The sequence below is a fragment of the Pseudomonas sp. REST10 genome, assembly GCF_029542605.1.
GTDB classification, from domain to species: Bacteria; Pseudomonadota; Gammaproteobacteria; order Pseudomonadales; family Pseudomonadaceae; genus Aquipseudomonas; species Aquipseudomonas khazarica.
On sequence record NZ_CP035677.1, the window covers coordinates 4,219,390 to 4,241,983 of the forward strand.

Annotated in this window: 20 protein-coding genes; 6 read left to right on the top strand and 14 right to left on the bottom strand. The window is 64.6% G+C overall.

What is annotated here, in order from left to right; all coding sequences use genetic code 11:
• Positions 1 to 5: 5 nt before the first annotated feature.
• The 5 genes from carA to grpE form a co-directional block, all read right to left on the bottom strand.
• A complete protein-coding gene (carA, locus tag EWH21_RS19895; RefSeq protein ID WP_277699151.1) occupies positions 6 to 1,154 on the bottom strand; it encodes a glutamine-hydrolyzing carbamoyl-phosphate synthase small subunit in 1,149 nt (382 codons plus the stop codon).
• Between the two features lie 188 nt (positions 1,155 to 1,342).
• Positions 1,343 to 2,146: a 4-hydroxy-tetrahydrodipicolinate reductase gene (dapB, locus tag EWH21_RS19900; RefSeq protein WP_134675650.1), complete on the bottom strand. Its 804-nt coding sequence runs from the start codon at positions 2,144 to 2,146 to the stop codon at positions 1,343 to 1,345.
• Positions 2,147 to 2,231: 85 nt separating this feature from the next.
• Positions 2,232 to 3,362: a molecular chaperone DnaJ gene (gene dnaJ, locus EWH21_RS19905; protein ID WP_037050852.1), complete on the bottom strand. Its 1,131-nt coding sequence runs from the start codon at positions 3,360 to 3,362 to the stop codon at positions 2,232 to 2,234.
• Between the two features lie 158 nt (positions 3,363 to 3,520).
• Positions 3,521 to 5,437, bottom strand: a complete 1,917-nt coding sequence (gene dnaK / locus EWH21_RS19910; RefSeq protein ID WP_037050854.1) for a molecular chaperone DnaK — start codon at positions 5,435 to 5,437, stop codon at positions 3,521 to 3,523.
• Positions 5,438 to 5,536: 99 nt separating this feature from the next.
• Positions 5,537 to 6,106 (bottom strand): nucleotide exchange factor GrpE, encoded by a 570-nt coding sequence (gene grpE / locus EWH21_RS19915; RefSeq protein ID WP_037050856.1) that lies wholly within the window; start codon positions 6,104 to 6,106, stop codon positions 5,537 to 5,539.
• 160 nt (positions 6,107 to 6,266) lie between these two features.
• Between grpE and recN the strand changes: the two genes are divergently transcribed.
• Complete coding sequence (gene recN / locus EWH21_RS19920) at positions 6,267 to 7,943, top strand: DNA repair protein RecN (RefSeq protein WP_277699152.1); 1,677 nt, start codon at positions 6,267 to 6,269, stop codon at positions 7,941 to 7,943.
• Between the two features lie 124 nt (positions 7,944 to 8,067).
• On the opposite strand, the gene fur is transcribed toward recN, so the two are convergent.
• Positions 8,068 to 8,472: a ferric iron uptake transcriptional regulator gene (gene fur, locus EWH21_RS19925; RefSeq protein WP_037001567.1), complete on the bottom strand. Its 405-nt coding sequence runs from the start codon at positions 8,470 to 8,472 to the stop codon at positions 8,068 to 8,070.
• A gap of 94 nt (positions 8,473 to 8,566) precedes the next feature.
• On the opposite strand from fur, the gene EWH21_RS19930 reads away from it, so the two are divergent.
• Positions 8,567 to 9,085, top strand: a complete 519-nt coding sequence (locus EWH21_RS19930) for an outer membrane protein assembly factor BamE (protein WP_277699153.1) — start codon at positions 8,567 to 8,569, stop codon at positions 9,083 to 9,085.
• 76 nt (positions 9,086 to 9,161) lie between these two features.
• On the opposite strand, the gene EWH21_RS19935 is transcribed toward EWH21_RS19930, so the two are convergent.
• From EWH21_RS19935 to EWH21_RS19945, 3 genes are read right to left on the bottom strand one after another with little or no spacing between them, the layout of a single operon-like run.
• Positions 9,162 to 9,482, bottom strand: coding sequence for an RnfH family protein (locus EWH21_RS19935; RefSeq protein WP_037050860.1), 321 nt, complete (start codon positions 9,480 to 9,482; stop codon positions 9,162 to 9,164).
• Positions 9,475 to 9,909: a type II toxin-antitoxin system RatA family toxin gene (locus EWH21_RS19940; RefSeq protein WP_277699154.1), complete on the bottom strand. Its 435-nt coding sequence runs from the start codon at positions 9,907 to 9,909 to the stop codon at positions 9,475 to 9,477. Before EWH21_RS19940 ends, EWH21_RS19935 begins: the two co-directional genes overlap by 8 nt.
• The gene (locus EWH21_RS19945; RefSeq protein WP_037050868.1) at positions 9,910 to 11,313 is read right to left on the bottom strand and encodes a sodium-dependent transporter; all 1,404 of its coding nucleotides are present in this window, start codon (positions 11,311 to 11,313) and stop codon (positions 9,910 to 9,912) included.
• Between the two features lie 127 nt (positions 11,314 to 11,440).
• On the opposite strand from EWH21_RS19945, the gene smpB reads away from it, so the two are divergent.
• Positions 11,441 to 11,923: an SsrA-binding protein SmpB gene (gene smpB / locus EWH21_RS19950; protein WP_037050873.1), complete on the top strand. Its 483-nt coding sequence runs from the start codon at positions 11,441 to 11,443 to the stop codon at positions 11,921 to 11,923.
• Positions 11,924 to 11,979: 56 nt separating this feature from the next.
• On the opposite strand, the gene EWH21_RS19955 is transcribed toward smpB, so the two are convergent.
• The gene (locus EWH21_RS19955; RefSeq protein WP_037050875.1) at positions 11,980 to 12,747 is read right to left on the bottom strand and encodes an FCD domain-containing protein; all 768 of its coding nucleotides are present in this window, start codon (positions 12,745 to 12,747) and stop codon (positions 11,980 to 11,982) included.
• Positions 12,748 to 13,049: 302 nt separating this feature from the next.
• On the opposite strand from EWH21_RS19955, the gene EWH21_RS19960 reads away from it, so the two are divergent.
• The 3 genes from EWH21_RS19960 to dld all read left to right on the top strand — a co-directional run bounded on the left by EWH21_RS19960 (position 13,050) and on the right by dld (position 17,688).
• Entirely contained in the window at positions 13,050 to 14,744 is a 1,695-nt protein-coding gene (locus EWH21_RS19960) for an L-lactate permease (RefSeq protein ID WP_037050877.1), read from the top strand.
• 84 nt (positions 14,745 to 14,828) lie between these two features.
• A complete protein-coding gene (gene lldD, locus EWH21_RS19965; protein ID WP_037050879.1) occupies positions 14,829 to 15,968 on the top strand; it encodes an FMN-dependent L-lactate dehydrogenase LldD in 1,140 nt (379 codons plus the stop codon).
• A 4-nt stretch (positions 15,969 to 15,972) separates the two neighbouring features.
• Positions 15,973 to 17,688, top strand: a complete 1,716-nt coding sequence (gene dld, locus EWH21_RS19970) for a D-lactate dehydrogenase (RefSeq protein ID WP_277699155.1) — start codon at positions 15,973 to 15,975, stop codon at positions 17,686 to 17,688.
• A 191-nt stretch (positions 17,689 to 17,879) separates the two neighbouring features.
• Here the strand turns inward: dld and clpB are convergent, their stop codons facing one another.
• The 4 genes from clpB to EWH21_RS19990 all read right to left on the bottom strand — a co-directional run bounded on the left by clpB (position 17,880) and on the right by EWH21_RS19990 (position 22,584).
• Complete coding sequence (gene clpB, locus EWH21_RS19975) at positions 17,880 to 20,444, bottom strand: ATP-dependent chaperone ClpB (RefSeq protein WP_152489537.1); 2,565 nt, start codon at positions 20,442 to 20,444, stop codon at positions 17,880 to 17,882.
• A 129-nt stretch (positions 20,445 to 20,573) separates the two neighbouring features.
• Positions 20,574 to 21,311, bottom strand: a complete 738-nt coding sequence (locus tag EWH21_RS19980) for a nitroreductase family protein (protein ID WP_277699156.1) — start codon at positions 21,309 to 21,311, stop codon at positions 20,574 to 20,576.
• Between the two features lie 132 nt (positions 21,312 to 21,443).
• Entirely contained in the window at positions 21,444 to 21,929 is a 486-nt protein-coding gene (locus tag EWH21_RS19985) for a glutathione peroxidase (RefSeq protein WP_037050890.1), read from the bottom strand.
• A gap of 169 nt (positions 21,930 to 22,098) precedes the next feature.
• Complete coding sequence (locus EWH21_RS19990) at positions 22,099 to 22,584, bottom strand: peptidylprolyl isomerase (RefSeq protein WP_037050891.1); 486 nt, start codon at positions 22,582 to 22,584, stop codon at positions 22,099 to 22,101.
• Positions 22,585 to 22,594 lie beyond the last annotated feature (10 nt).

The following is a 22,594-nucleotide window of genomic DNA, read 5'->3' on the forward strand; positions in this document are numbered from 1 at the left end:
GGGGCTTAGCGGCGCTTGGCCATGGCTTCGATGAAGCGGTCGAACAGCGGGGCCACGTCGTGCGGGCCCGGGCTCGCCTCGGGGTGACCCTGGAAGCTGAAGGCGTCCTTGTCGGTACGCTCGATGCCCTGCAGGGTGCCGTCGAACAGCGACTTGTGGATCGGGCGCACGTTGTCCGGCAGGCTGCTCTCGTCCACGGCGAAACCGTGGTTCTGGCTGGTGATCATCACCACGCCGCTGTCGAGGTCCTGTACCGGGTGGTTGGCACCGTGGTGGCCGTGGCCCATCTTCAGGGTCTTGGCGCCGGAGGCCAGCGCCAGCAGCTGGTGACCGAGGCAGATACCGAATACCGGGATGTCGGTTTCCAGCACGTCCTTGATCGCCTTGATCGCGTAGTCGCAGGGCTCGGGGTCGCCTGGGCCGTTGGACAGGAACACGCCGTCGGGATTCAGCGCCAGCACTTCGCTGGCCGGGGTCTGGGCCGGCACCACAGTGAGGCGGCAGCCGCGCGCGACCAGCATGCGCAGGATGTTCAGCTTGACCCCGTAGTCGTAGGCGACCACGTGATACGGCAGGTCGGCAGCGGCGATCTGCGGATGGCTGTCGCTCTCCAGGTTCCACACGCTGGAGCGCCACTCGTAGGGCTTGTCGCAGGTGACTTCCTTGGCCAGGTCCATGCCCTTGAGGCCCGGGAAGCTGCGTGCCAGCTCCAGCGCCTTCTCTTCGGTGGCGTCAGCGCCAACCAGGATGCAGCCGTTCTGCGAGCCTTTCTCGCGCAGGATGCGGGTCAGGCGACGGGTATCGATACCAGCGATGGCGACCGTACCGTTCTCTTTCAGGTACTCGTCCAGCGGCTGCTTGTCGCGCCAGTTGCTGGAGATCAGCGGCAGGTCGCGAATGATCAGGCCGGCGGCCCATACACGGTTGGACTCGGCATCTTCCGGCGTGGTGCCGGTGTTGCCGATGTGCGGGTAGGTCAGGGTAACGATCTGCTGGGCATAGGATGGATCGGTAAGGATTTCCTGATAGCCGGTCATGGCGGTGTTGAACACCACCTCTCCGATGGTCTGGCCATCGGCCCCGATAGATTCGCCGCGAAAAATACTGCCGTCAGCAAGGGCTAAAATGGCAGGTTTGGGGGCTGGCTTAGTCAAGAAGACCTCCGTCACGATCAAGGCTTGAAGCAAACGCAGGTTGTAAAAAAGCGGGATGACGTGTGAAGGTCATCCCGCTTTTTTATTTGAGCCATTCTGCGTAACTTTTAGTGGACACACTAAAACAGGAAGCTTACAGGAAAACCCTTTTTCGGTCCACCCACCAGGACGCTTCCGTCACACATTTCTCAACGCAGCCCCAGCACGTCCTGCATGTCGTACAGCGCTGGCGAACGCGACTGCAGCCAGAGCGCCGAACGCACCGCGCCCTTGGCGAAGGTCATGCGGCTGGAGGCCTTGTGGGTGATCTCCACGCGCTCGCCCTCGGCAGCGAACAGCACGGTGTGATCGCCGACCACATCGCCGGCGCGCACGGTGGCGAAACCGATGGTCTCGCGCTCACGCGCCCCGGTCTGCCCTTCACGGCCATACACGGCGACCTTCTGCAGATCACGCCCCAGGGCATCCGCGACCACCTCGCCCATGCGCAGCGCCGTGCCCGACGGGGCATCGACCTTGTGGCGGTGATGGGCCTCGATGATCTCGATGTCCACATCGTCACCCAGCACGCGCGCGGCGGTATCGAGCAGCTTCAGGCACAGGTTGACGCCGACGCTGAAGTTGGCGGCGAAGACGATGGGAATCTGCTTGGCCGCCTCGCTCAGCAGCTGTTTCTCCTCCGGGGTGAAGCCGGTGGTGCCGATGACCATGGCCTTGCCGGCCTGACGGCAGACTTCCAGGTTCTTCAGCGTCACCGAGGGATGGGTGAAGTCGATCAGCACGTCGAAATCATCGACCACCGCCGCCAGCTCACCGGCCAGCGTCACACCGATCTTGCCCAGCCCGACCAGCTCGCCTGCGTCGGCACCGATCAGGCTGCTGTCGGCACGGTCGATGGCCGCGCTGAGCTTCGCGCCCTCGGCCTGGCTCACGGCTTCGATCAGGGTCTTGCCCATGCGCCCGGCGGCGCCCATCACTGCAATACGTTGCATAACATCAGCTCCAAGCTGCAGGCTTCAAGCCACAGGCCAAGTGCAAGAGTCTCTTGCAGCCTGTCGCCTGTGGCTTGCCGCTCAATTAAACGTCGCCGAAGAAGCGCTTGACGCCTTCGAACCAGCCACTGGCCTTGGGCGAGTGGGAATCATCGCCCTGCAGCGACTTGCGGAACTCCTCGAGCAGCTCACGCTGACGCTTGGTCAGGTTGACCGGCGTCTCCACCGCGACACGGCACATCAGGTCACCGGCCGCACCACCGCGCACCGGGGCCACGCCCTTGCCGCGCAGGCGGAACAGCTTGCCGGTCTGGGTGCCTTCCGGAATCTTCAGCTTGACCCGGCCATCAAGGGTCGGCACTTCCAGCTCGCCACCCAGCGCCGCGTCGGCGAAGCTGATCGGCACTTCGCAGTACAGATGCTTGCCATCGCGCTGGAAGATCGCATGTTCACGGACGTTGACCACCACATAGAGGTCACCGGCCGGGCCGCCATGCGCACCGGCCTCGCCTTCGCCGGACAGGCGGATGCGATCACCGGTATCGACACCTGGCGGCACCTTGACCGACAGCGTCTTGCTCTCTTCCACGCGCCCCTGGCCATGGCAGCTGCCACAGGGGTCGGTGATCATCTTGCCACTGCCGTGGCAGCGCGGGCAGGTCTGCTGCACCGAGAAGAAGCCCTGCTGCATGCGCACCTGGCCGATACCACCGCAGGTGGTACAGGTCACCGGGCTGGTGCCCTTCTTGGCGCCGGAGCCATCGCAGGTCTTGCAACCCACCAGGGTCGGTACGCGAATGGTCACGGTGGTGCCGCGCACGGCTTCTTCCAGGTCCAGCTCCAGGGTGTAGCGCAGGTCGCTGCCGCGCTGGGCGCCGCCGCGCGAACCGCCGCGACCGCCACCGCCGAAGAAATCGCTGAACACGTCGCCGAAGATGTCGGAGAAGTTGGCGCCGCCGAAACCGGCGCCGGCACCACCGCCCATCTGCGGATCGACCCCGGCATGCCCGTACTGGTCATAGGCCGAGCGCTTGCTGGCGTCGGAGAGCACCTCGTAGGCCTCGTTGGCCTCCTTGAATTTCTCCTCCGCCTCCTTGTCGTCCGGGTTACGGTCCGGGTGGAACTTCATCGCCAGACGCCGATAGGCCTTCTTCAGCTCGGCCTCACTGGCGCCGCGCTCGACCCCCAGAACCTCGTAATAGTCTCGTTTTGCCATAGTTGTGCTGCACTCTCAGATTCGTGAGCTCCAGATACGCCGACGCGGGAGAAGGCTCCCGCGCGGCGTATCCTGACCGCCAGATGCGACGGCGGAGCGAAAAGCAGAGGGCGACACGCCCCTCGCACCCGGAGGGGCGAAAGGCGTGCGCGCATCCCTTACTTGTTCTCCTTGACCTCTTCGAACTCAGCGTCGACCACGTCGTCACCGGCATCCTTGGCGTCACCGGCGTCGGCCTGGGCGGCACCGGCTTGCGGCTGCTCGGCGTACATCTTCTGCGCCAGCGGCGTGGTGGCCTCGGACAGGGCGTTCATCTTGGCCTCGATGGCTTCCTTGTCATCGCCCTTCAGTGCGACTTCCAGCTCACCGATGGCTTTCTCGATGGCGGCCTTCTCCTCGGCAGTCGCCTTGTCGCCCGCCTCGGTGAGCATCTTGCGGGTGGCGTGCACCAGCTGGTCGCCCTGGTTGCGCGCAGTGGCCAGCTCTTCGAACTTGCGGTCTTCCTCGGCGTTGGCCTCGGCGTCACGCACCATCTGCTCGATCTCTTCCTCGGACAGACCGGAGTTGGCCTTGATCACGATGGACTGCTGCTTGCCAGTGGCCTTGTCCTTGGCGGACACGTGCAGGATGCCGTTGGCATCGATATCGAAGGTCACTTCGATCTGCGGCACGCCACGCGGAGCCGGCGGAATCTCGGCCAGGTCGAACTTGCCGAGGGACTTGTTCTGCGCCGCCTGCTTGCGCTCGCCCTGCAGCACGTGAATGGTCACGGCGCTCTGGTTGTCGTCGGCGGTGGAGAACACCTGCGACTTCTTGGTCGGGATGGTGGTGTTCTTCTCGATCAGCGCGGTCATCACGCCACCCATGGTTTCGATACCCAGGGTCAGCGGGGAAACGTCCAGCAGCAGCACGTCCTTGACGTCACCGGCCAGTACCGCGCCCTGAATGGCAGCGCCCATGGCCACGGCTTCGTCCGGGTTGACGTCCTTGCGCGGCTCCTTGCCGAAGAACTCGGCAACGGTCTTCTGCACCAGCGGCATGCGAGTCTGACCACCGACCAGGATCACGTCGTCGATCTTGCTGACGTCGATGCCGGCATCCTTCAGCGCGGTGCGGCACGGCTCGATGGTGCGCTGCACCAGGTCCTCGACCAGCGACTCCAGCTTGGAGCGGGAGATCTTCACGTTCAGGTGCTTCGGACCGCTGGCATCCGCAGTGATGTACGGCAGGTTGACGTCGGTCTGCTGGCTCGAGGACAGCTCGATCTTGGCCTTCTCGGCAGCTTCCTTCAGGCGCTGCATCGCCAGCGGGTCACCCTTGAGGTTCATGCCGGTTTCTTTCTTGAACTCGTCGACGAGGTAGTCGATCAGGCGAATGTCGAAGTCCTCACCACCGAGGAAGGTGTCGCCGTTGGTGGCCAGCACTTCGAACTGGTGCTCACCGTCGACTTCGGCGATCTCGATCACCGACACGTCGAAGGTACCGCCACCCAGGTCATAGACGATCACGGTGTGGTCGCCCTTGGCCTTGTCCATGCCATAGGCCAGCGCAGCCGCGGTCGGCTCGTTGATGATGCGCTTGACGTCCAGACCGGCGATGCGACCGGCATCCTTGGTGGCCTGACGCTGGCTGTCGTTGAAGTAGGCCGGAACGGTGATCACCGCTTCGGTGACCGGCTCGCCGAGGTAGTCCTCAGCGGTCTTCTTCATCTTCTTCAGCACTTCGGCGCTGATCTGCGGCGGGGCCATTTTCTGGCCGTTGACCTCGACCCAGGCGTCGTTGTTGTCAGCCTTGACGATCTTGTACGGAACCATCTGGATGTCTTTCTGCACGACATCCTCGTCGAAACGACGACCGATCAGACGCTTCACCGCATACAGGGTGTTGTGCGGGTTGGTCACGGCCTGGCGCTTGGCCGACTGGCCAACCAGGGTTTCGCCGTCGTTGGCGTAAGCGATGATGGACGGCGTGGTGCGAGCGCCTTCGGCGTTCTCCAGCACCTTGACGTTGCCGTTTTCCAGAATGGAGACGCAGGAGTTGGTGGTCCCCAGGTCGATACCGATGATTTTGCCCATGAAAATTCTCCCGAAACTTTGATTTTTCCGTCGCCTCGCTTCGCAGGCGCCGGTAGCACTAAAACGCTTGACTCAGAAATGGGGTCGCCCCCGAAAATTTCAAGCCTGCTCGTCGATGGACGGCGGCGGCGTGGTCGGCGCCTTGCTCACCACGACCATGGCCGGGCGCAGCAGGCGGCCATTGAGCAGGTAGCCCTTCTGGAACACCTTGAGCACCGAGTTCGGCTCGACGTTGACACTCTCTTCCATCGCCATGGCCTGGTGATGCTCCGGGTTGAACGGAGCGCCATGCGGGTCCAGCGTTTCCAACTGATGACGCGCCAGGGTGTCGATGAACAGCTTGAGGGTCAGTTGCATGCCCTCGCGCACGCCCTTGATCGCCTCGTCGTCCGGACTGGACAGTTCCAGACCACGCTCCAGGCTGTCGACGACCGGCAGCAGGTCGTTGGCGAATTTTTCCAGGGCGAACTTGTGCGCCTTCTCCACGTCCTGCTCGGCGCGACGACGCACGTTCTGCAGCTCGGCCGCCATGCGCAGCGACTGGTCCTGCGCTGCAGCCAGCTGCTCTTCCAGTGCCTGCACGCGAGCCGCCAGGTCATCGCTCGGCGCGACATTCTCGGCCGCCTGAGCCTCGGGGTTCTGCGTATCCAGGTTCTGTTCGTCAGCCATGCCTATCTCCTCTCGAATGAATCGGCGCGAGTCCGGCCCGCGCACCTGCCCGCCTATATGGAGTCAAATCCACAGCTTTCAAGGGGCGATAGAGGAGGATTGTCAGGGAAAGAAAAAACACTGTATAAATAACCAGACATCAAATTCGAGAGCGTTCGCCATGCTGGTGCACCTGTCCATACACAACTACGCCATCGTCGACCACCTGGACCTCGAGCTGGATGCCGGCATGAGCGCCATCAGCGGCGAGACCGGTGCCGGCAAGTCGATCATGCTCGATGCCCTCGGCCTGTGCCTGGGCGACCGTGCCGACAGCGGCGTGGTGCGCCCCGGCGCGGACAAGGCCGACATCCTCGCCAGCTTCGACCTGGCGGAGATCCCCGAAGCCCGCCGCTGGCTCGCCGAGCGCGACCTGGACAGCGACGGCCCGTGCATCCTGCGCCGGGTGATCACCGCCGAGGGCCGCTCGCGCGGCTACATCAACGGCAGCCCCTGCCCGCAAGCCGACCTCAAGGCGCTCGGCGAGCTGATCATCGACATCCACAGCCAGCATGAACACCAGTCGCTGCTCAAGAGCGACACCCACCGCCGCCTGCTCGATGAGTACGCCGGCAGCCAGGAGCTGGCGCGCCAGGTGCAGCTGGCTGCACAGCGCTGGAAGCAGACGCGCAACGACCTGCAGCGCATTTCCAGCCAGGGTGATGAGCAGCGCGCCCGCCACCAGCTGCTCAGCTACCAGCTGGAAGAGCTGGAAAACCTGGCCCTGGGCGAGAACGAACTGGACGAGCTGGAGCGCGAACACAAGGCCCTGAGCAATGCCGAAGCGCTGCTCGGTGCCTGTCGTCAGGTACTCGAGCTGTGCAGCGAAAGCGATGCCGGCAACGTGCTGTCGGCGCTGACCGCCAGCCTCAACCGGCTTGGCGCCTTTGGCGGCCAGGGCGGCGCGCTGGGCGAAGCGAGCAACCTGCTGGCCAGCGCGCAGATCCAGGTCGAGGAGGCCGTGGGCGAACTGAACCGCTTCGTCGATCACTTCGATGCCGACCCGCAGCGCCAGCAGTACCTCGAAGAACGCCTGGACACCATCTACACCCTGGCCCGCAAGCACCGCATCCAGCCCACCGAGCTGGCCGCCCTGCAGCAACGACTGTTCGAGGAACTGGAGAGCCTCAATGCCGACGACCAGGCCAGCGAGCGCCTGGCCGAGGAACTGGCCGCCTACGCCCGTCATTACCAGGAGAAGGCCGCCGAACTCAGCGCACTGCGCAGCAGCGCCGCCGAGCGCCTGGCCGCAGCCGTCGAGCAGGAGATGCAGGCACTGGGCATGCCCGGCGGGCGTTTCAGCATCCAGCTGCAGAGCATGAACAGCGAAGAGCCACAGGCCAACGGCCTGGAAACCGTGGAATTCCTGGTCAGCGCCAACCCCGGTCAACCGTTGCGCGGCCTGGCCAAGGTGGCCTCGGGTGGCGAGCTGTCACGTATCAGCCTGGCAATCCAGGTGATCACCGCACAGACCTCGCGCGTCCCGACGCTGGTCTTCGACGAAGTGGATGTCGGCATTGGCGGCCCGACCGCCGAGGTCGTCGGGCAACTGCTGCGCCGCCTGGGCGAGCGCGGCCAGGTCCTCTGCGTGACCCACCTGCCCCAGGTGGCTGCACAGGGCCATCAGCACCTGTTCGTCCACAAGCGCCGCGGCGAAGAGGCCACGTCCACGGCCGTGAGCAGACTGGACGAGAACGGCCGCGTCGAGGAAATCGCGCGCATGCTCGGCGGCGTCGACCTGACCGAAGAATCCCTGGCGCACGCGCGCAAGATGGTCACCAGCGCCCAGGCCGCCTGAGACAACCATCGCCGCAGCCCGGCTCAAAGAGGCTCTGCGCTACGGCCGACAACCCGGCACGGCTCCCGAGCCCAATAAATAAAAAGGCGACCCGAGGGTCGCCTTTTTCATCGCAGCAGAAGCATCAGCTCTTCTTGCGTACGTACAACACCAGGTTGTGATCGACCAGTTCGAAGCCATGCTCACGCACGATTTCCTTCTGGCGCTTCTCGATCTCGGCGTCGAAGAACTCGATCACCTCACCGGAATCCACACAGACCATATGGTCGTGATGGCCGCTGTCGGCCAGTTCGAATACCGCATGGCCACCGTCGAAGTTGTGGCGAACCACCAGGCCCGCTGCCTCGAACTGGGTCAGTACACGGTAGACGGTCGCCAGGCCGACGTCCTCGCCTGCCTCCATCAGTGCCTTGTAGACATCTTCCGCACTCATGTGGCGGTGCTCGGCGTTGTCGAGCATCTGCAGGATCTTGACCCGTGGCAGAGTCACCTTCAGTCCAGCTTTGCGCAGTTCGTTATTTTCAACCATGGTCTGCTTTCTCATGGATGCTGTTTCGCAGCACCCTTCAATACGGGTATGATCCGGGGTTCAAGTTGCCCAAGATAGTGGAAGTCACCCTCCGATGCAAAAAACCAAGCTCTTGCTGACCAGCCTGTCGCTGACCGGGCTCTTCGCACTCGCCGGTTGTTCATTCCCCGGGGTTTACAAGATCGACATTCAACAGGGCAATGTCGTGACACAGGACATGATAGACCAGCTGCGTCCCGGAATGACCCGACGCCAAGTGCGGTTTATCATGGGCAACCCGCTGATCACCGACACCTTCCATGCCGATCGCTGGGATTATCTCTACAGCATCCAGCCAGGCGGCGGTCAGCGCCTGCAGGAACGCGTCAGCCTGGTCTTCGACGGCAGCGACCAACTGGTCGGCCTGGCCGGCGACTTCATGCCCGGCGTAAGCCGCGACCAGGCCATCCTTGGCCAGGACAGCGATACCACCAGTACGCAGCCGAAGACCAAGCCGCAGGACGACACGCCGCCAGCACCAGGCTCGCTGCTCGAGCAGATCCAGCGCGAAGTCGACCAGGTGGAAACCGTACCGGTACCGACGCCGGAGCCGCTGGACACCGAACCGCAGTAACACCCAGACATGAAAAAGCCCGGACTCGCTCCGGGCTTTTTCATGTCCGCTCGCCACGTGCAGCAAGCGCTGTGCTTCAGGCCGACTCGTCGCCCTCTTCCCGGGCCTTGGCCTTGGCCGCACGCTGCTTGCGCACCTCTTTCGGGTCGGCGATCAGCGGGCGGTAGATCTCCACGCGCTCCCCCTCGACCAGCTCGCGTTCCTCCGGCTTGCTGACCGCCTTGCCGAAGATGCCCAGCGGCGCCTGCTGCAGATCCAGCTCGGGAAAGAACTGCTGCATGCCGGAGCGCAGCGCCGCCTCGCGCACCGTGGTGCCGACCGGCACCGACAGGCGCAGCAGCTTCTGCCGTTCGGCCAGCGCGTAGACCACTTCGATCGCAATGCTCGGCTTATCCATAGAGTTGCTTGGCTCGCTGACAGAAGACATCGACCATGGTGTTGGTCGCCTGGTTGAACAGGGGCCCGAGGGTAGCGCGCACCAGCGGCCCGGCGTAGTCGAAGGTCAGATCGAGGCTGATCTTGCAGGCCTTGTCGCCCAGCGCCTTGAACTCCCAGACACCGTTCAGGCTGGTGAACGGTCCTTCCTGCAGGTTCATCTCGATGCGCTGCCCGGGCTGCAGCACATTGCGCGTGACGAAACGCTGGCTGATGCTGCCCTTGGCCACCTCGAGACTGGCCAGCATGTGCGTCTCGCTGACCTCCAGCACTTCACTGGCGCGGCACCACGGCAGGAACTGCGGGTAGCTGGCGACATCGTTGACGAGGTCAAACAGCGCCTGCGCCGGATAAGGCAGCAACGCCGAGCGCTGGATTCGAGTAGTCATTTACTTGCTCAGCTCCGCGATGAAAACGATCAGAACGCCGATCGGCGCCACGACGCGAATCAGCCAGAGGGCGAGATTGAACAGCAACGGGCTCTTGATCGCCAACTCGTCACGCACCGAATCACGGCTGAGCACCCAACCGGCGAACAGGGCGAACGCCAGGCCACCCAGCGGCAGCAAGATGCGGCTGGTCAGGTAGTCGATGCTGTCGAAGAAGGTCTTGCCGCCCTCGGCGCCCCACTGCAGCAGGTGGAAGCCATCCTCGGCGAAGACGAAGAACTTGGCCTCGGCCCAGACGTTGAACGACAGCACGGTGCCCATGCCGACCAGCCAGCACAGCAGCGCCAGCACCGCTGTGACCAGCGCACGGCTGCGTCCGCTCTTCTCGACGAAGTAGGCGACTGCCGGCTCGAGCATGGAGATCGACGAACTCCACGCCGCCACGGCCACCAGGACGAAGAAGATCAGTCCCATCACCTGGCCGAAGGCGATGTTGCCAAAGGCGATCGGCAGGGTGACGAACATCAGCCCCGGGCCACCGCCCGGCTCCAGGCCGGCGGCGAAGACGATGGGAAACAGGGCCAGACCAGCGGTCAGCGCGACCAGGGTATCGAGCAGGCCGACGGTCAGCACGGTGGCGCCGATCGATGCCTTCTTCGGCATGTAGGCGCCGTACACCATGATCGAGCCAACGCCGACGCTCAGGGTGAAGAAGGCATGCCCCATGGCGGCGAGAATGCCGCCCTGCACCTTGCTGGCGTCGAAATGGAAGAGGAAATCGAAGCCTTCGCGGAAGTGCCCGGTGGTAAAGCTGTAGCCCAGCAGCACCAGGAGCAGCACGAACAGCAGCGGCATCATGATGCGCAGGCTGCGCTCCAGCCCCGCGACCACGCCCTTGGCGATGACGAACGCAGTGATCAGCATGAACAGGCTGTGCCACAGGGTCAGCCGCCAGGGGTCCGCAGTCAGCCCGCCGAACGCCGCACCGGCGCCTTCGGCGGTGATACCGGTGAAGTCGCCACGCCCCATGCTGAGGATGTAGTCCAGCGACCAGCCGGCCACCACGCTATAGAAGGACAGGATCAGCAGGGCCGCGACCATGCCGCCCAGCGCCGCCAGCGACCAGCCTTTCGACGCGCCCGCCTCGATGGCGAGGCTCTTCATCGAATTGACCGGGCTCTGCCGGCCACGCCGGCCGATCAGGGTTTCCGCCAGCATGATCGGCACGCCCACCAGGGCGATGCAGAACAGGTACATGACGACGAATGCACCGCCGCCATAGACCCCAGTCATGTAGGGGAACTTCCAGATATTGCCGAGGCCTACTGCCGAGCCGGTAGCCGCCAGAATGAATACCCAACGACTGGCCCAGGCGCCATGAATCGAAACGTTGTCGCTCGCCATTACGGCCAACACCCCATCACTACGGGAAAAAGATCGCGCATTGTCGAAGATTAGCCGGACAGGCTCAAGCTTGGCTCGGTAAAGCCCCATGGCGCAGGCGCGGGCGACTCCCTATAATGCGCGCCCTATGGCTAAGCAAAAGAAACATCCACAAGGCACCATCGCGCTGAACAAAAAGGCGCTGCACGATTATTTCGTCGAACAGAAGTTCGAGGCGGGCGTCGCCCTGGCTGGCTGGGAAGTGAAGAGCCTGCGCGCCGGCAAGGCCCAGCTGGTGGACAGCTACGTACTGCTCAAGGACGACGAAGCCTGGCTGATGGGGGCGCATATCACCCCGTTGAAAACCGCCAGCACCCACGTCATCGCCGACCCGATCCGCACGCGCAAGCTGCTGCTGAACAAGCGTGAGCTGGACAAGCTGTTCGGTGCCGTGCAGCAGAAGGGCTACACCTGCGTCGCCCTGTCGCTGTACTGGAAACAGCACCTGGTCAAATGCGAGATCGCCCTGGCCAAGGGCAAGAAGGACTTCGACAAGCGTCACGTCGAGAAAGAGCGCGACGCCAACCGTGAAGTCCAGCGCGCCATGCGCAGCAAGGGCAAGGACGACTGACAGCGGCGCGGGCCATGAGCGCTTTCACAGCGACTCTGGCTCCAGCTTGTAGCTGCCTATAGTCCCTGCCGACGCTGCGCTCGCGCCACGCGCCGAGCCTCCAGCTGAACTTCCGCCAGCACTTCCTGCACATAGTCGATGTGCCGGTTGGACAGGTCGCGCGCGTCCTCCGCACGCCCTTCGATGATCGCCTCGAACAGCGCCCGGTGCTGACTGATCAGCATGTCGCGGGTTTCTTCGCGCTGGGCGTACATGCCACCGATGTTGGTCACCACGTTACGCTTGAGCAGATCGAACAGCCCGCGGATGGTGTGCAGCAGCACGGCATTGTGGCTGGCTTCGGCAATCGCCAGATGGAAGCGCGCATCGGCCGCGCCCTCCTCGGCCCGCGTGACCTTGCCAGCGCGCGAGTAGCAGTCCTGCAAGGCCTCGAACGCCTCGCTCAGCCGTTGCCGGTCGATATCGGTGGCTCGCCGGGCCGCGTAGTAGGCACAGGAACCTTCCAGCGTATGGCGGAATTCCAGCAGGTCGCGCTGGGCATCCTCCTTGTTCTCCAGCAGGTGCAACAGCGGGTCGCTGAAGGTCGAGCCCAGTGATTCGGCCACATAGTTGCCGCCACCCTGACGGCTGACCAGCAACCCCTTGGCCACCAGTTTCTGAATCGCCTCGCGCAGGGACGGACGTGACACGCCGAACTGCTCGGCCAGTGCGCGCTCGGCAGGCAGCCGCTCGCCGGCACGCAGGGTGCCTTCGAGAATCATGGTTTCCAGTTGCGCGACGATGTCGTCCGAGAGACGACGCTGTCGCACCAGACCTACTTCCATTGCGCGCTTCTCCATTGGTTTGACCAGGCCATATGCAGCATGGCGCAAGCCTATAGCGCCGCCCCGCGACGAACAAGACAGCATTCTACGACCAAAGTCTTAGCCCTGCGATTTGACAGCGCATTGATCGACTTTTAACCTGAGCCGGCTGCTTTGTAAATTGGTCTTACCAATTAACCCAATTCAATAACAAGAACGAGTCGTCGAGGTCACGCCATGAAGCCCCATAGCGCTGCACGTCTGCCGAATACCGCATCCCCCCTGCTACTGCGCCGCGTGCGCCTTGCCGCGGAGTAAGCCCCATGTCCAACGGAATTCTCGCCCTGCTGGCGTTCTCGCCGATCCTGCTCGCCGCCATCCTGCTGATCGGCCTGCGCTGGCCGGCCAAGCGCGCCATGCCGCTGGTCTACCTGGTCACCGCCGCCGTCGGCCTGTTCGCCTGGGACATGAGCCTCAACCGCGTGCTGGCCTCCACCCTGCAAGGCCTACTGATCACCCTCGGCCTGCTGTGGATCATCTTCGGCGCGATCCTGCTGCTGAACACCCTCAAGCATTCCGGCGGCATCACCGCCATCCGTGCCGGTTTCACCACCATCAGCCCTGACCGTCGCATCCAGGCCATCATCATCGCCTGGCTGTTCGGCTGCTTCATCGAGGGCGCCTCGGGTTTCGGTACCCCCGCCGCCATCGCTGCCCCGCTGCTGGTGGCCATCGGCTTCCCGGCCATGGCTGCGGTGCTGATGGGCATGCTGGTTCAGAGCACGCCGGTGTCCTTCGGCGCGGTCGGCACGCCTATCATCGTCGGCGTCAACACCGGCCTGGATACCGCGACCATCGGCGCCCACCTGGTGGAGCAAGGTTCCTCCTGGGCGCAGTTCCTGCAACTGATCACCAGTGAAGTGGCGATCATCCACGCCACCGTCGGCGTCCTGATGCCCACCATCATGGCGATGATGCTGACCCGTTTCTTCGGTGCCGAGAAAAGCTGGAAAGCAGGCCTGGCAGTCCTGCCGTTCGCCATCTTCGCCGGTTTCGCCTTCGTCATCCCCTACGTCTTCACCGGCGTGTTCCTCGGCCCGGAATTCCCCTCCCTGCTGGGCGGCCTGATCGGCCTGGCCATCGTCACCAGCGCCGCACGCGTCGGCTTCCTGGTACCGAAGCAGACCTGGGACTTCGCCCCGGCGGACAAGTGGCCGAGCGAATGGCTGGGCAGCGTCGAGATGAAACTGGACGAGCTGACCGCCAAGCCGATGAGCGCACTGCGCGCCTGGCTGCCCTACGTGCTGGTCGGCGCCCTGCTGGTGATCAGCCGCGTGTTCCCGCAGGTGGGCAACGCCCTGAAAGCCGTGGTGGTGAACTTCCCCGACCTGCTCGGCGAAGCCGGCGTCAGCGCCAGCTTCCAGCCGCTGTACCTGCCAGGCGGCATTCTGGTCGCCGTGGTACTGGCCACTTTCTTCCTGCACGGCATGAAGGCGCGTGACCTGGGCAAGGCCGTCAAGGAATCCTCCAGCGTGCTGCTCAGCGCCGGCTTCGTGCTGCTGTTCACCGTGCCGATGGTGCGCATCCTGATCAACTCCGGCGTCAACGGTGCCGAGCTGGCCAGCATGCCGATCCTGATGGCGCGCTGGGTCGCTGACAGCGTCGGCGGCATCTACCCGCTGCTGGCACCGAGCATCGGCGCCCTGGGCGCGTTCATCGCCGGTTCCAACACCGTCAGCAACATGATGTTCAGCCAGTTCCAGTTCGGCGTGGCCAGCAGCCTGGGCATCTCCAGCGCGCTGATCGTCGCGGTGCAGGCCGTGGGCGCCGCCGCCGGCAACATGGTGGCGATCCACAACGTGGTCGCGGCATCGGCCACCGTTGGCCTGCTGGGCCGCGAAGGCAGTACCCTGCGCAAGACCATCTGGCCGACGCTGTACTACGTGCTGTTCACCGGCATCATCGCGCTGGTGGCGATCTACGTACTGGGCATCAGCGACCCGCTGGTCGCCCGCTGAACACAAGGTTCCACTGCGCCCCGGCCATGCCGGGGCTCTTGCCGTCAGGCTACGCTTCCCCTTTTTCAGCAACAGGATGAGCCCATGATCATTTCTGCCTCTACCGACTATCGCGCCGCCGCTCAGCGCAAGCTGCCGCCCTTCCTGTTCCACTACGTCGATGGTGGTGCCTATGCCGAGCACACCTTGCGCCGCAACGTCGCCGACCTGTCGGACATCGAGCTGCGGCAGCGGGTGCTGAAGAACATGTCCGAGCTGGACCTGTCCACCGAGCTGTTCGGCGAGAAGATGTCGATGCCGGTCGGTCTGGCGCCGGTCGGCCTCACCGGCATGTTCGCCCGCCGCGGCGAAGTGCAGGCGGCCAAGGCGGCGGCGGCCAAGGGCCTGCCCTTCACCCTGTCCACCGTGTCGGTGTGCCCGATCGAGGAAGTGGCGCCGGCGATCGACCGGCCCATGTGGTTCCAGCTTTACGTTCTGAAGGACCGCGGCTTCATGAAGAACGCCCTGGAGCGGGCCAAGGCCGCTGGCTGCTCGACCCTGGTGTTCACCGTGGACATGCCCGTGCCAGGCGCCCGCTACCGCGACGCCCACTCCGGCATGAGCGGCCCGAACGCGGCCATGCGTCGCGTGCTGCAGGCCATGACCCACCCGCAGTGGGCCTGGGACGTCGGTCTGCTGGGCAAGCCGCATGACCTGGGCAACATCTCCGCCTACCGTGGCAACCCCACGGGTCTGGCCGACTACATCGGCTGGCTGGGCGCCAACTTCGACCCGTCGATCTCCTGGAAGGACCTGGAGTGGATCCGCGACTTCTGGGACGGCCCGATGGTCATCAAGGGCATCCTCGACCCGGAAGACGCCCGCGACGCCGTCAGCTTCGGTGCCGACGGCATCATCGTCTCCAACCACGGCGGTCGTCAGCTCGACGGCGTGCTGTCCAGCGCCCGTGCCCTGCCGGCCATCGCCGACGCGGTCAAGGGTGACCTGAAGATTCTCGCCGATTCCGGCATCCGCACCGGCCTGGACGTGGTGCGCATGCTCGCCCTCGGCGCCGATACCGTGCTGCTCGGTCGCGCCTTCATCTACGCCCTGGCTGCCGCCGGTGGCGCCGGCGTGAGCAACCTGCTCGACCTGATCGAGAAGGAGATGCGCGTGGCCATGGTGCTGACGGGAGCCAAGTCCATCGCCGAGATCTCCTCGGACCTGCTGGTAAAGGAGCGCTGAGTCGATGACCGCTGCCGCCACCACCCCGAGCCGTGAAGACCTGCTGGCGCAGATGCGCCAGATCGTCGGTGCCAGCCATGTGCTGACCGACGAGCAAGGCACGCGGCGCTTCCGCAAGGGCCACCGTACCGGCGAGGGCAACGTCCTGGCGGTGGTGCGCCCGGGCTCCCTGCTGGAGCAATGGCGTATTCTCCAGGCGGCGGTCGCGGCTGATCGCATCGTCATCATGCAGGCCGCCAACACCGGCCTGACCGGTGGTTCCACCCCCGACGGCGACGACTACGACCGCGAGATCGTGCTGATCAGCACCCTGCGCGTCAGCGGCGTGCAGCTGATCAACGATGGCCAGCAGGTGGTGTGCCTGCCTGGTGCCACCCTCGACCGCCTGGAACAGGCGCTGGCACCGCTGAATCGCGAACCGCACTCGGTGATCGGCTCCTCGTGCATCGGCGCTTCGGTGCTCGGCGGCATCTGCAACAACTCCGGCGGCGCCCTGGTACGCCGTGGCCCGGCCTACACCGAACTGGCGCTGTATGCGCAGCTGAAAGACGACGGCTCGCTGGAACTGGTCAATCACCTGGGGATCGAGCTCGGCGACAGCCCCGAGGAAATCCTCACCCGCCTGCAGCAGGGCGACTACAGCCCGCAGCAGGTGCGCAACGAGGCCACCGCCAAGGCCTCCGACGCACGCTATGGCGAGCACGTGCGCGATGTCGACGCCGACACCCCGGCGCGCTTCAATGCCGACCCGTCACGCCTGTTCGAGGCCTCCGGTTCGGCCGGCAAGCTGTGCCTGTTCGCGGTGCGCCTGGACACCTTCCCGAAGGAGCCGAGCACGGTGTTCTACATCGGCAGCAACGACCCGCACGACCTGACCGAGGTGCGCCGCCACCTGCTGGCCAGGCTGCCGCGCCTGCCGATCGCGGGGGAATACATCCACCGCACCGCCTTCGACATCGGCGAGAAGTACGGCAAGGACACCTTTCTGGTGATCGACAAGTTCGGCACTTCCAGGGTGCCGGCGGCCTTCGCCATGAAGAGCCGGGTCGACGGGTTCTTCGAGCGCTTCGGCCTGCGTGGCGTGACCGATAAAGTGATCCAGGCGCTGATGAACCTGCTGCCCAGCCACCTGCCCGCGCGCATGCGCGAGTACCGCGACCGCTTCGAGCATCACCTGCTGGTGCGGGTATCCAACGACACCCTGGAGCAGACCCGCGCCTTCCTCGCCGAGTTCTTCGCTGGCAGCGACAGCGGCGCCTACTTCGAATGCGACGCCGAGGAAGGCCGCAAGGCGTTCCTGCATCGCTTCGCCGTCGCCGGTGCCGCGATCCGCTACCGCGAGGCGCACCGCAGCAGCGTCGAGGACATCCTCGCCCTGGACATCGCCCTGCGCCGCAACGATCGCGACTGGGTCGAGACACTGCCGGACGAGATGGAGGAGCAGATCATCCACAAGCTCTACTACGGGCACTTCTTCTGCCACGTGTTCCACCAGGACTACATCGTCAAGAAAGGCAACGACCCGATCGCGATGGAACACCGTATGTGGGCGCTGCTCGACGAGCGCCGCGCCGAATATCCGGCCGAGCACAACGTCGGCCACCTGTACGTGGCCAAGCCGGCGCTGGCGGGCTTCTATCGCGAACTCGACCCGACCAACAGCTTCAACCCCGGTATCGGCCACACCTCGAAGAAGAAACACTGGGGCGATTGCTGCTGATACGTTACGCAGCAGCGGCTTCAGAGCTTCGCGGCTGAAGCCGCTCCTACGGATAAGCACGCACGCCGGATACAGTCCGAGCCCGGATGCAATCCGGGGCAACCTGACAGCCATTTTTCCGGTTTTCATCCGCGCTACACAAAACAAAGGCCCGCCAATTGGCGGGCCTTGTCGTTTGCCGCTGCGACAGATCAGGCGAAGACGATCTCGTCGCCCTCCACCTTGGCCTTGACCTGCACACCCGGAGCGAAGTCGCCTGCCAGGATGCGCTGCGCCAGCGGGTTCTCGATCCAGCGCTGGATCGCACGCTTGAGCGGGCGCGCGCCATACACCGGGTCGTAACCGACGGCGATCAGCTTGTCGAGCGCCTCCGGCGTCAGTTCCAGGCTCAGCTCACGCTCGGCCAGGCGGCCACGCAGGCGCTGCAGCTGAATCTCGGCGATGCCGGCGATCTGCTCGCGGCCCAGCGGCTCGAATACCACCACCTCGTCGATCCGGTTGATGAACTCGGGGCGGAAGTGGCTACTCACCGCGTCCATCACCGCCGCGCGCTGCGCTTCCCTGTCGCCGACCAGTTCCTGGATCTGCGCCGAGCCCAGGTTGGAGGTCATCACGATCACGGTGTTCTTGAAGTCCACGGTACGCCCGTGGCTGTCGGTCAGCCGGCCATCCTCGAGCACCTGCAGCAGCACGTTGAACACATCCGGGTGCGCCTTCTCGACTTCGTCCATCAGCACCACCGAGTAGGGTTTGCGGCGTACCGCCTCGGTCAGGTAACCGCCCTCCTCGTAGCCGACGTAACCGGGCGGCGCACCGATCAGGCGCGCCACGCTGTGCTTCTCCATGAACTCGGACATGTCGATGCGCACCAGCGCCTCCTCGGTGTCGAAGAGAAACTCGGCCAGCGCCTTGCACAGCTCGGTCTTACCCACCCCGGTCGGGCCGAGGAAGAGGAACGAGCCGCTCGGTCGGTTCGGGTCCGCCAGCCCCGCGCGTGAACGGCGCACGGCGTTGGCCACGGCGACTACCGCTTCGTCCTGGCCGATCACCCGCTGGTGCAGCAGGCCTTCCATCTTCAGCAGCTTCTCGCGCTCACCCTCGAGCATCTTGCTCACCGGGATGCCGGTCCACTTGGAAACGACCTCGGCGATTTCCTCGTCGGTGACCTTGTTGCGCAGCAGCTGGTTCTCGCTCTTGCCGTGCTGGTCGACCATCTGCAGGCTGCGTTCCAGATCGGGGATCACGCCGTACTGCAGCTCGGCCATGCGGTTGAGGTCACCCTTGCGCCGTGCGGCCTCCAGCTCGGTCTTGGCCTGTTCGATCTTCTGCTGGATCTGCGCCGAACCCTGCACCTCGGCCTTTTCCGACTTCCAGATCTCGTCGAGGTCGGCGTACTCCTTCTCCAGCTTGGCGATGTCGTCTTCGAGCTTGATCAAGCGTTTCTTGGTCGCCTCGTCGTCTTCCTTCTTCAGCGCCTCGCGCTCGATCTTCAGCTGGATCAGACGGCGATCCAGGCGATCCAGCTCCTCGGGCTTGGAGTCGATCTCCATGCGAATGCGGCTGGCGGCCTCGTCGATCAGGTCGATGGCCTTGTCCGGCAGCTGGCGGTCGGTGATGTAGCGATGGCTGAGCTTGGCCGCGGCGATGATCGCGCCATCGGTGATGGTCACCCCGTGGTGCACCTCATAGCGCTCTTTCAGGCCACGGAGGATGGCGATGGTGTCCTCCTCGCTCGGCTCGTCCACCAGCACCTTCTGGAAGCGACGCTCCAGTGCGGCGTCCTTCTCGATGAACTGGCGGTACTCATCCAGCGTAGTCGCGCCAACGCAATGCAGCTCGCCCCGCGCCAGCGCGGGCTTGAGCATGTTGCCGGCATCCATCGCGCCTTCGGCCTTGCCGGCGCCAACCATGGTGTGCAGTTCGTCGATGAACAGGATCACCCGGCCTTCCTGCTTGGCCAGCTCGTTGAGCACCGCCTTGAGGCGCTCCTCGAACTCGCCACGGAACTTGGCGCCGGCGATCAGCGAGCCCATGTCCAGCGACAGCAGGCGCTTGTCCTTCAGGCCATCGGGCACCTCACCGTTGATGATGCGCTGCGCCAGCCCCTCGGCGATGGCGGTCTTGCCGACACCGGGTTCACCGATCAGCACCGGGTTGTTCTTGGTACGCCGCTGCAGGACCTGGATGGTGCGGCGGATCTCGTCGTCACGCCCGATCACCGGGTCGAGCTTGCCGTCCTCGGCGCGCTTGGTCAGGTCGACGGTGTACTTGTCCAGCGCCTGGCGCGACTCCTCGACATTGGGGTCGTTGACGGCCTGGCCGCCACGCAGGTTGGCGATGGCATTTTCCAGGGCCTTCTTCGATACGCCCTGGCCAAGCAGCAGCTTGCCGAGCCTGGTGTTCTCGTCCATGGCGGCGAGCAGCACCAGCTCGCTGGAAATGAACTGGTCGCCCTTCTGCTGGGCCAGGCGGTCGGCCTGGTTGAGCAGGCGCGCCAGGTCCTGCGACAGATTGATGTCGCCGGTGGGGTTCTGCAGCTTGCCGAGCTGGTCCAGCTCGCGGGTCAGGCCCTGGCGCAGGCTGTTGATGTCGAAGCCCACCTGCATCAGCAGGGGCTTGATCGAACCGCCCTGCTGCTCGAGCAGGGCCTGCATCAGGTGCAGCGGTTCGATGGCCGCGTGGTCCATGCCCACGGCCAGGGATTGGGCGTCGGAGAGTGCAAGTTGCAGCTTGCTGGTCAAACGATCGATACGCATAAATGTCCTTCCTCCAGAAGAGCGGGCCGGGACAACATCCCCGAAAACCGATACCCGCCGAGATGAAGACTAGATAAGGACGATTACGCCGTATTCAAGATCAGGCGATTTGATCCAGGTCAAGCGCGCCTACAGCCAGGTGACCTGTTGCTCCAGCGGGAAGCGCAAGCGCGGGTTGTACACGCCCTTCTCGCCCTGGCGACCGACGGCCAGGAGCATGATCGGTATGGCCTGGCGCGGAATCTCCAGCACGCGGCGCAGGCGCACTTCATCGAAGCCTTCCATCGGACAGGTCGCGTAACCGTGGCTGTGGAAGGCCAGCATCAGGTTCTCGGCCGCCAGCGCAGTGGACTTCACCGCCCACAGGCGCATGTCCGCCCGGCTGTTGGGCGTTCGCATCAGGGCCTTGCGCAGCCCCAGCAGGCGTACCAGCTGGCGCTTGAACAGCCCGAGCAGTCCCAGCGGCCCCTGGTTGTACTGAAACGGCGCGGTCTTGCTGTAGAAACTGCGGATGCGGGCCGGCACCTCGGCTTCCGGCCAGTAGTCGATGACGTTGCGGCACGCCTGACGCCAGGTGTCCGGACGGGCCAGCACCGCGATGATCAGTGGCGCACGTGCAGCGTTCTGGCCCATGCAGACCGGGTGCAGGCGGGCCAGCAGGCCCGGGTCGCGAATGACCTGGAAGCTCCAGGGCTGCAGGTTGCAGGAATTCGGCGCCAGCACGGCCAGCTCCAGGCAGTCGCGGATCACCTCCTCCGCCACCGGTTCGGGCGTGAAGCGGCGCACGGCACGGCGCCCTTCGATCAGCGCGCGCAACTCGGCCGGCGACGCCATGGCAGGCAATTGCTCATTGGGAAAGCTGGTCATGGTCGCACTCCTCGGCAAGTCGTCCGATTAAGCAAGCGGACGACCGCATGAACAAGGGTGCATGAGGAAATGGCCGTGGTTTTGGCCGATTCGCCACGCCTGCCGGCTCGTTCGAGCTGGCAGGCCCATGGTTCAGAGGCCGAGCGCTTTCTCGACGGCCTGGATGAGCGCCGGGTCGTCCGGCGTGGTGCGTGGGGAGAAACGCGCCAGCACACGACCGTCCTGGCCAACCAGGAACTTCTCGAAGTTCCAGGTGATGTCGCCCGGAAACTCGGCGCCCTCACCGGCGAGCAGGCGATACAACGGATGGCGCCCTGGGCCGTTGACCTCCAGCTTGCTGCCCAGCGGAAAGCTCACCCCGTAGTTGAGGCTGCAGAACTCACGGATTTCCTCCTCGCTGCCAGGTTCCTGGCCGGCGAACTGGTTGCAGGGCACACCGAGCACGGTGAAGCCATTGCCCTTGTACTGCTGGTAGAGCTTCTCCAGCCCGGCGTACTGAGGGGTCAGGCCGCACTTGGAGGCGACGTTGACCACCAGCACCACCTGGCCCTTGTAGGGCGCCAGCGGCAGTTCCTGGCCGTCCAGCGCGCGTAGATTGAGATCGTGAAAGGCACTCATGACGAACTTCCTCAGCGAATTCAGTGCAGCGGGCGCGTGGCCCTGAAACGGCTGGCCCGAAGACCAACGGGCATGCATGAAAAAGGCGCCCTGAGGCGCCTTTATCGCAAACTTCAGCTTAGCAGTGGTTCCGCCAAGGGGAACGACCGCAAGTCGCCCGACAGGCAACTCAGTGGTGGTGACCACCTTCGCCATGGATGTGACCGTGGGCCACTTCTTCGGCGCTGGCTTCACGCACGTCGACGACCTTGACCTTGAAGTTCAGGCGCTGGCCAGCCAGCGGGTGGTTGCCGTCGACGGTCACGTCGTCGCCGTCGATATCACGGATGGTGACGATCTGCATGCTGCCGTCCGGGCCGGACGCGTGGAACTGCATGCCCACTTCCAGGGTGTCGACGCCTTCGAACATGGCGCGGCTCAGGGTCGCGACCAGCTCGGCGCTGTATTCGCCGTAGGCTTCTTCCGGCTCGACGGAGACTTCGACTTCGTCGCCCGCCTGCTTGCCCACCAGGGCCTTCTCCAGGCCGACGATGATGTTGCCGGCGCCATGCAGGTATACCAGCGGCGCGCCGCCAGCGGAGCTGTCGATCACCTCGCCGGCATCGTTGGTCAGGGTATAGTCGATGGAGACGGCCTTGTTGGCGGCGATCAGCATGTGGAGACCT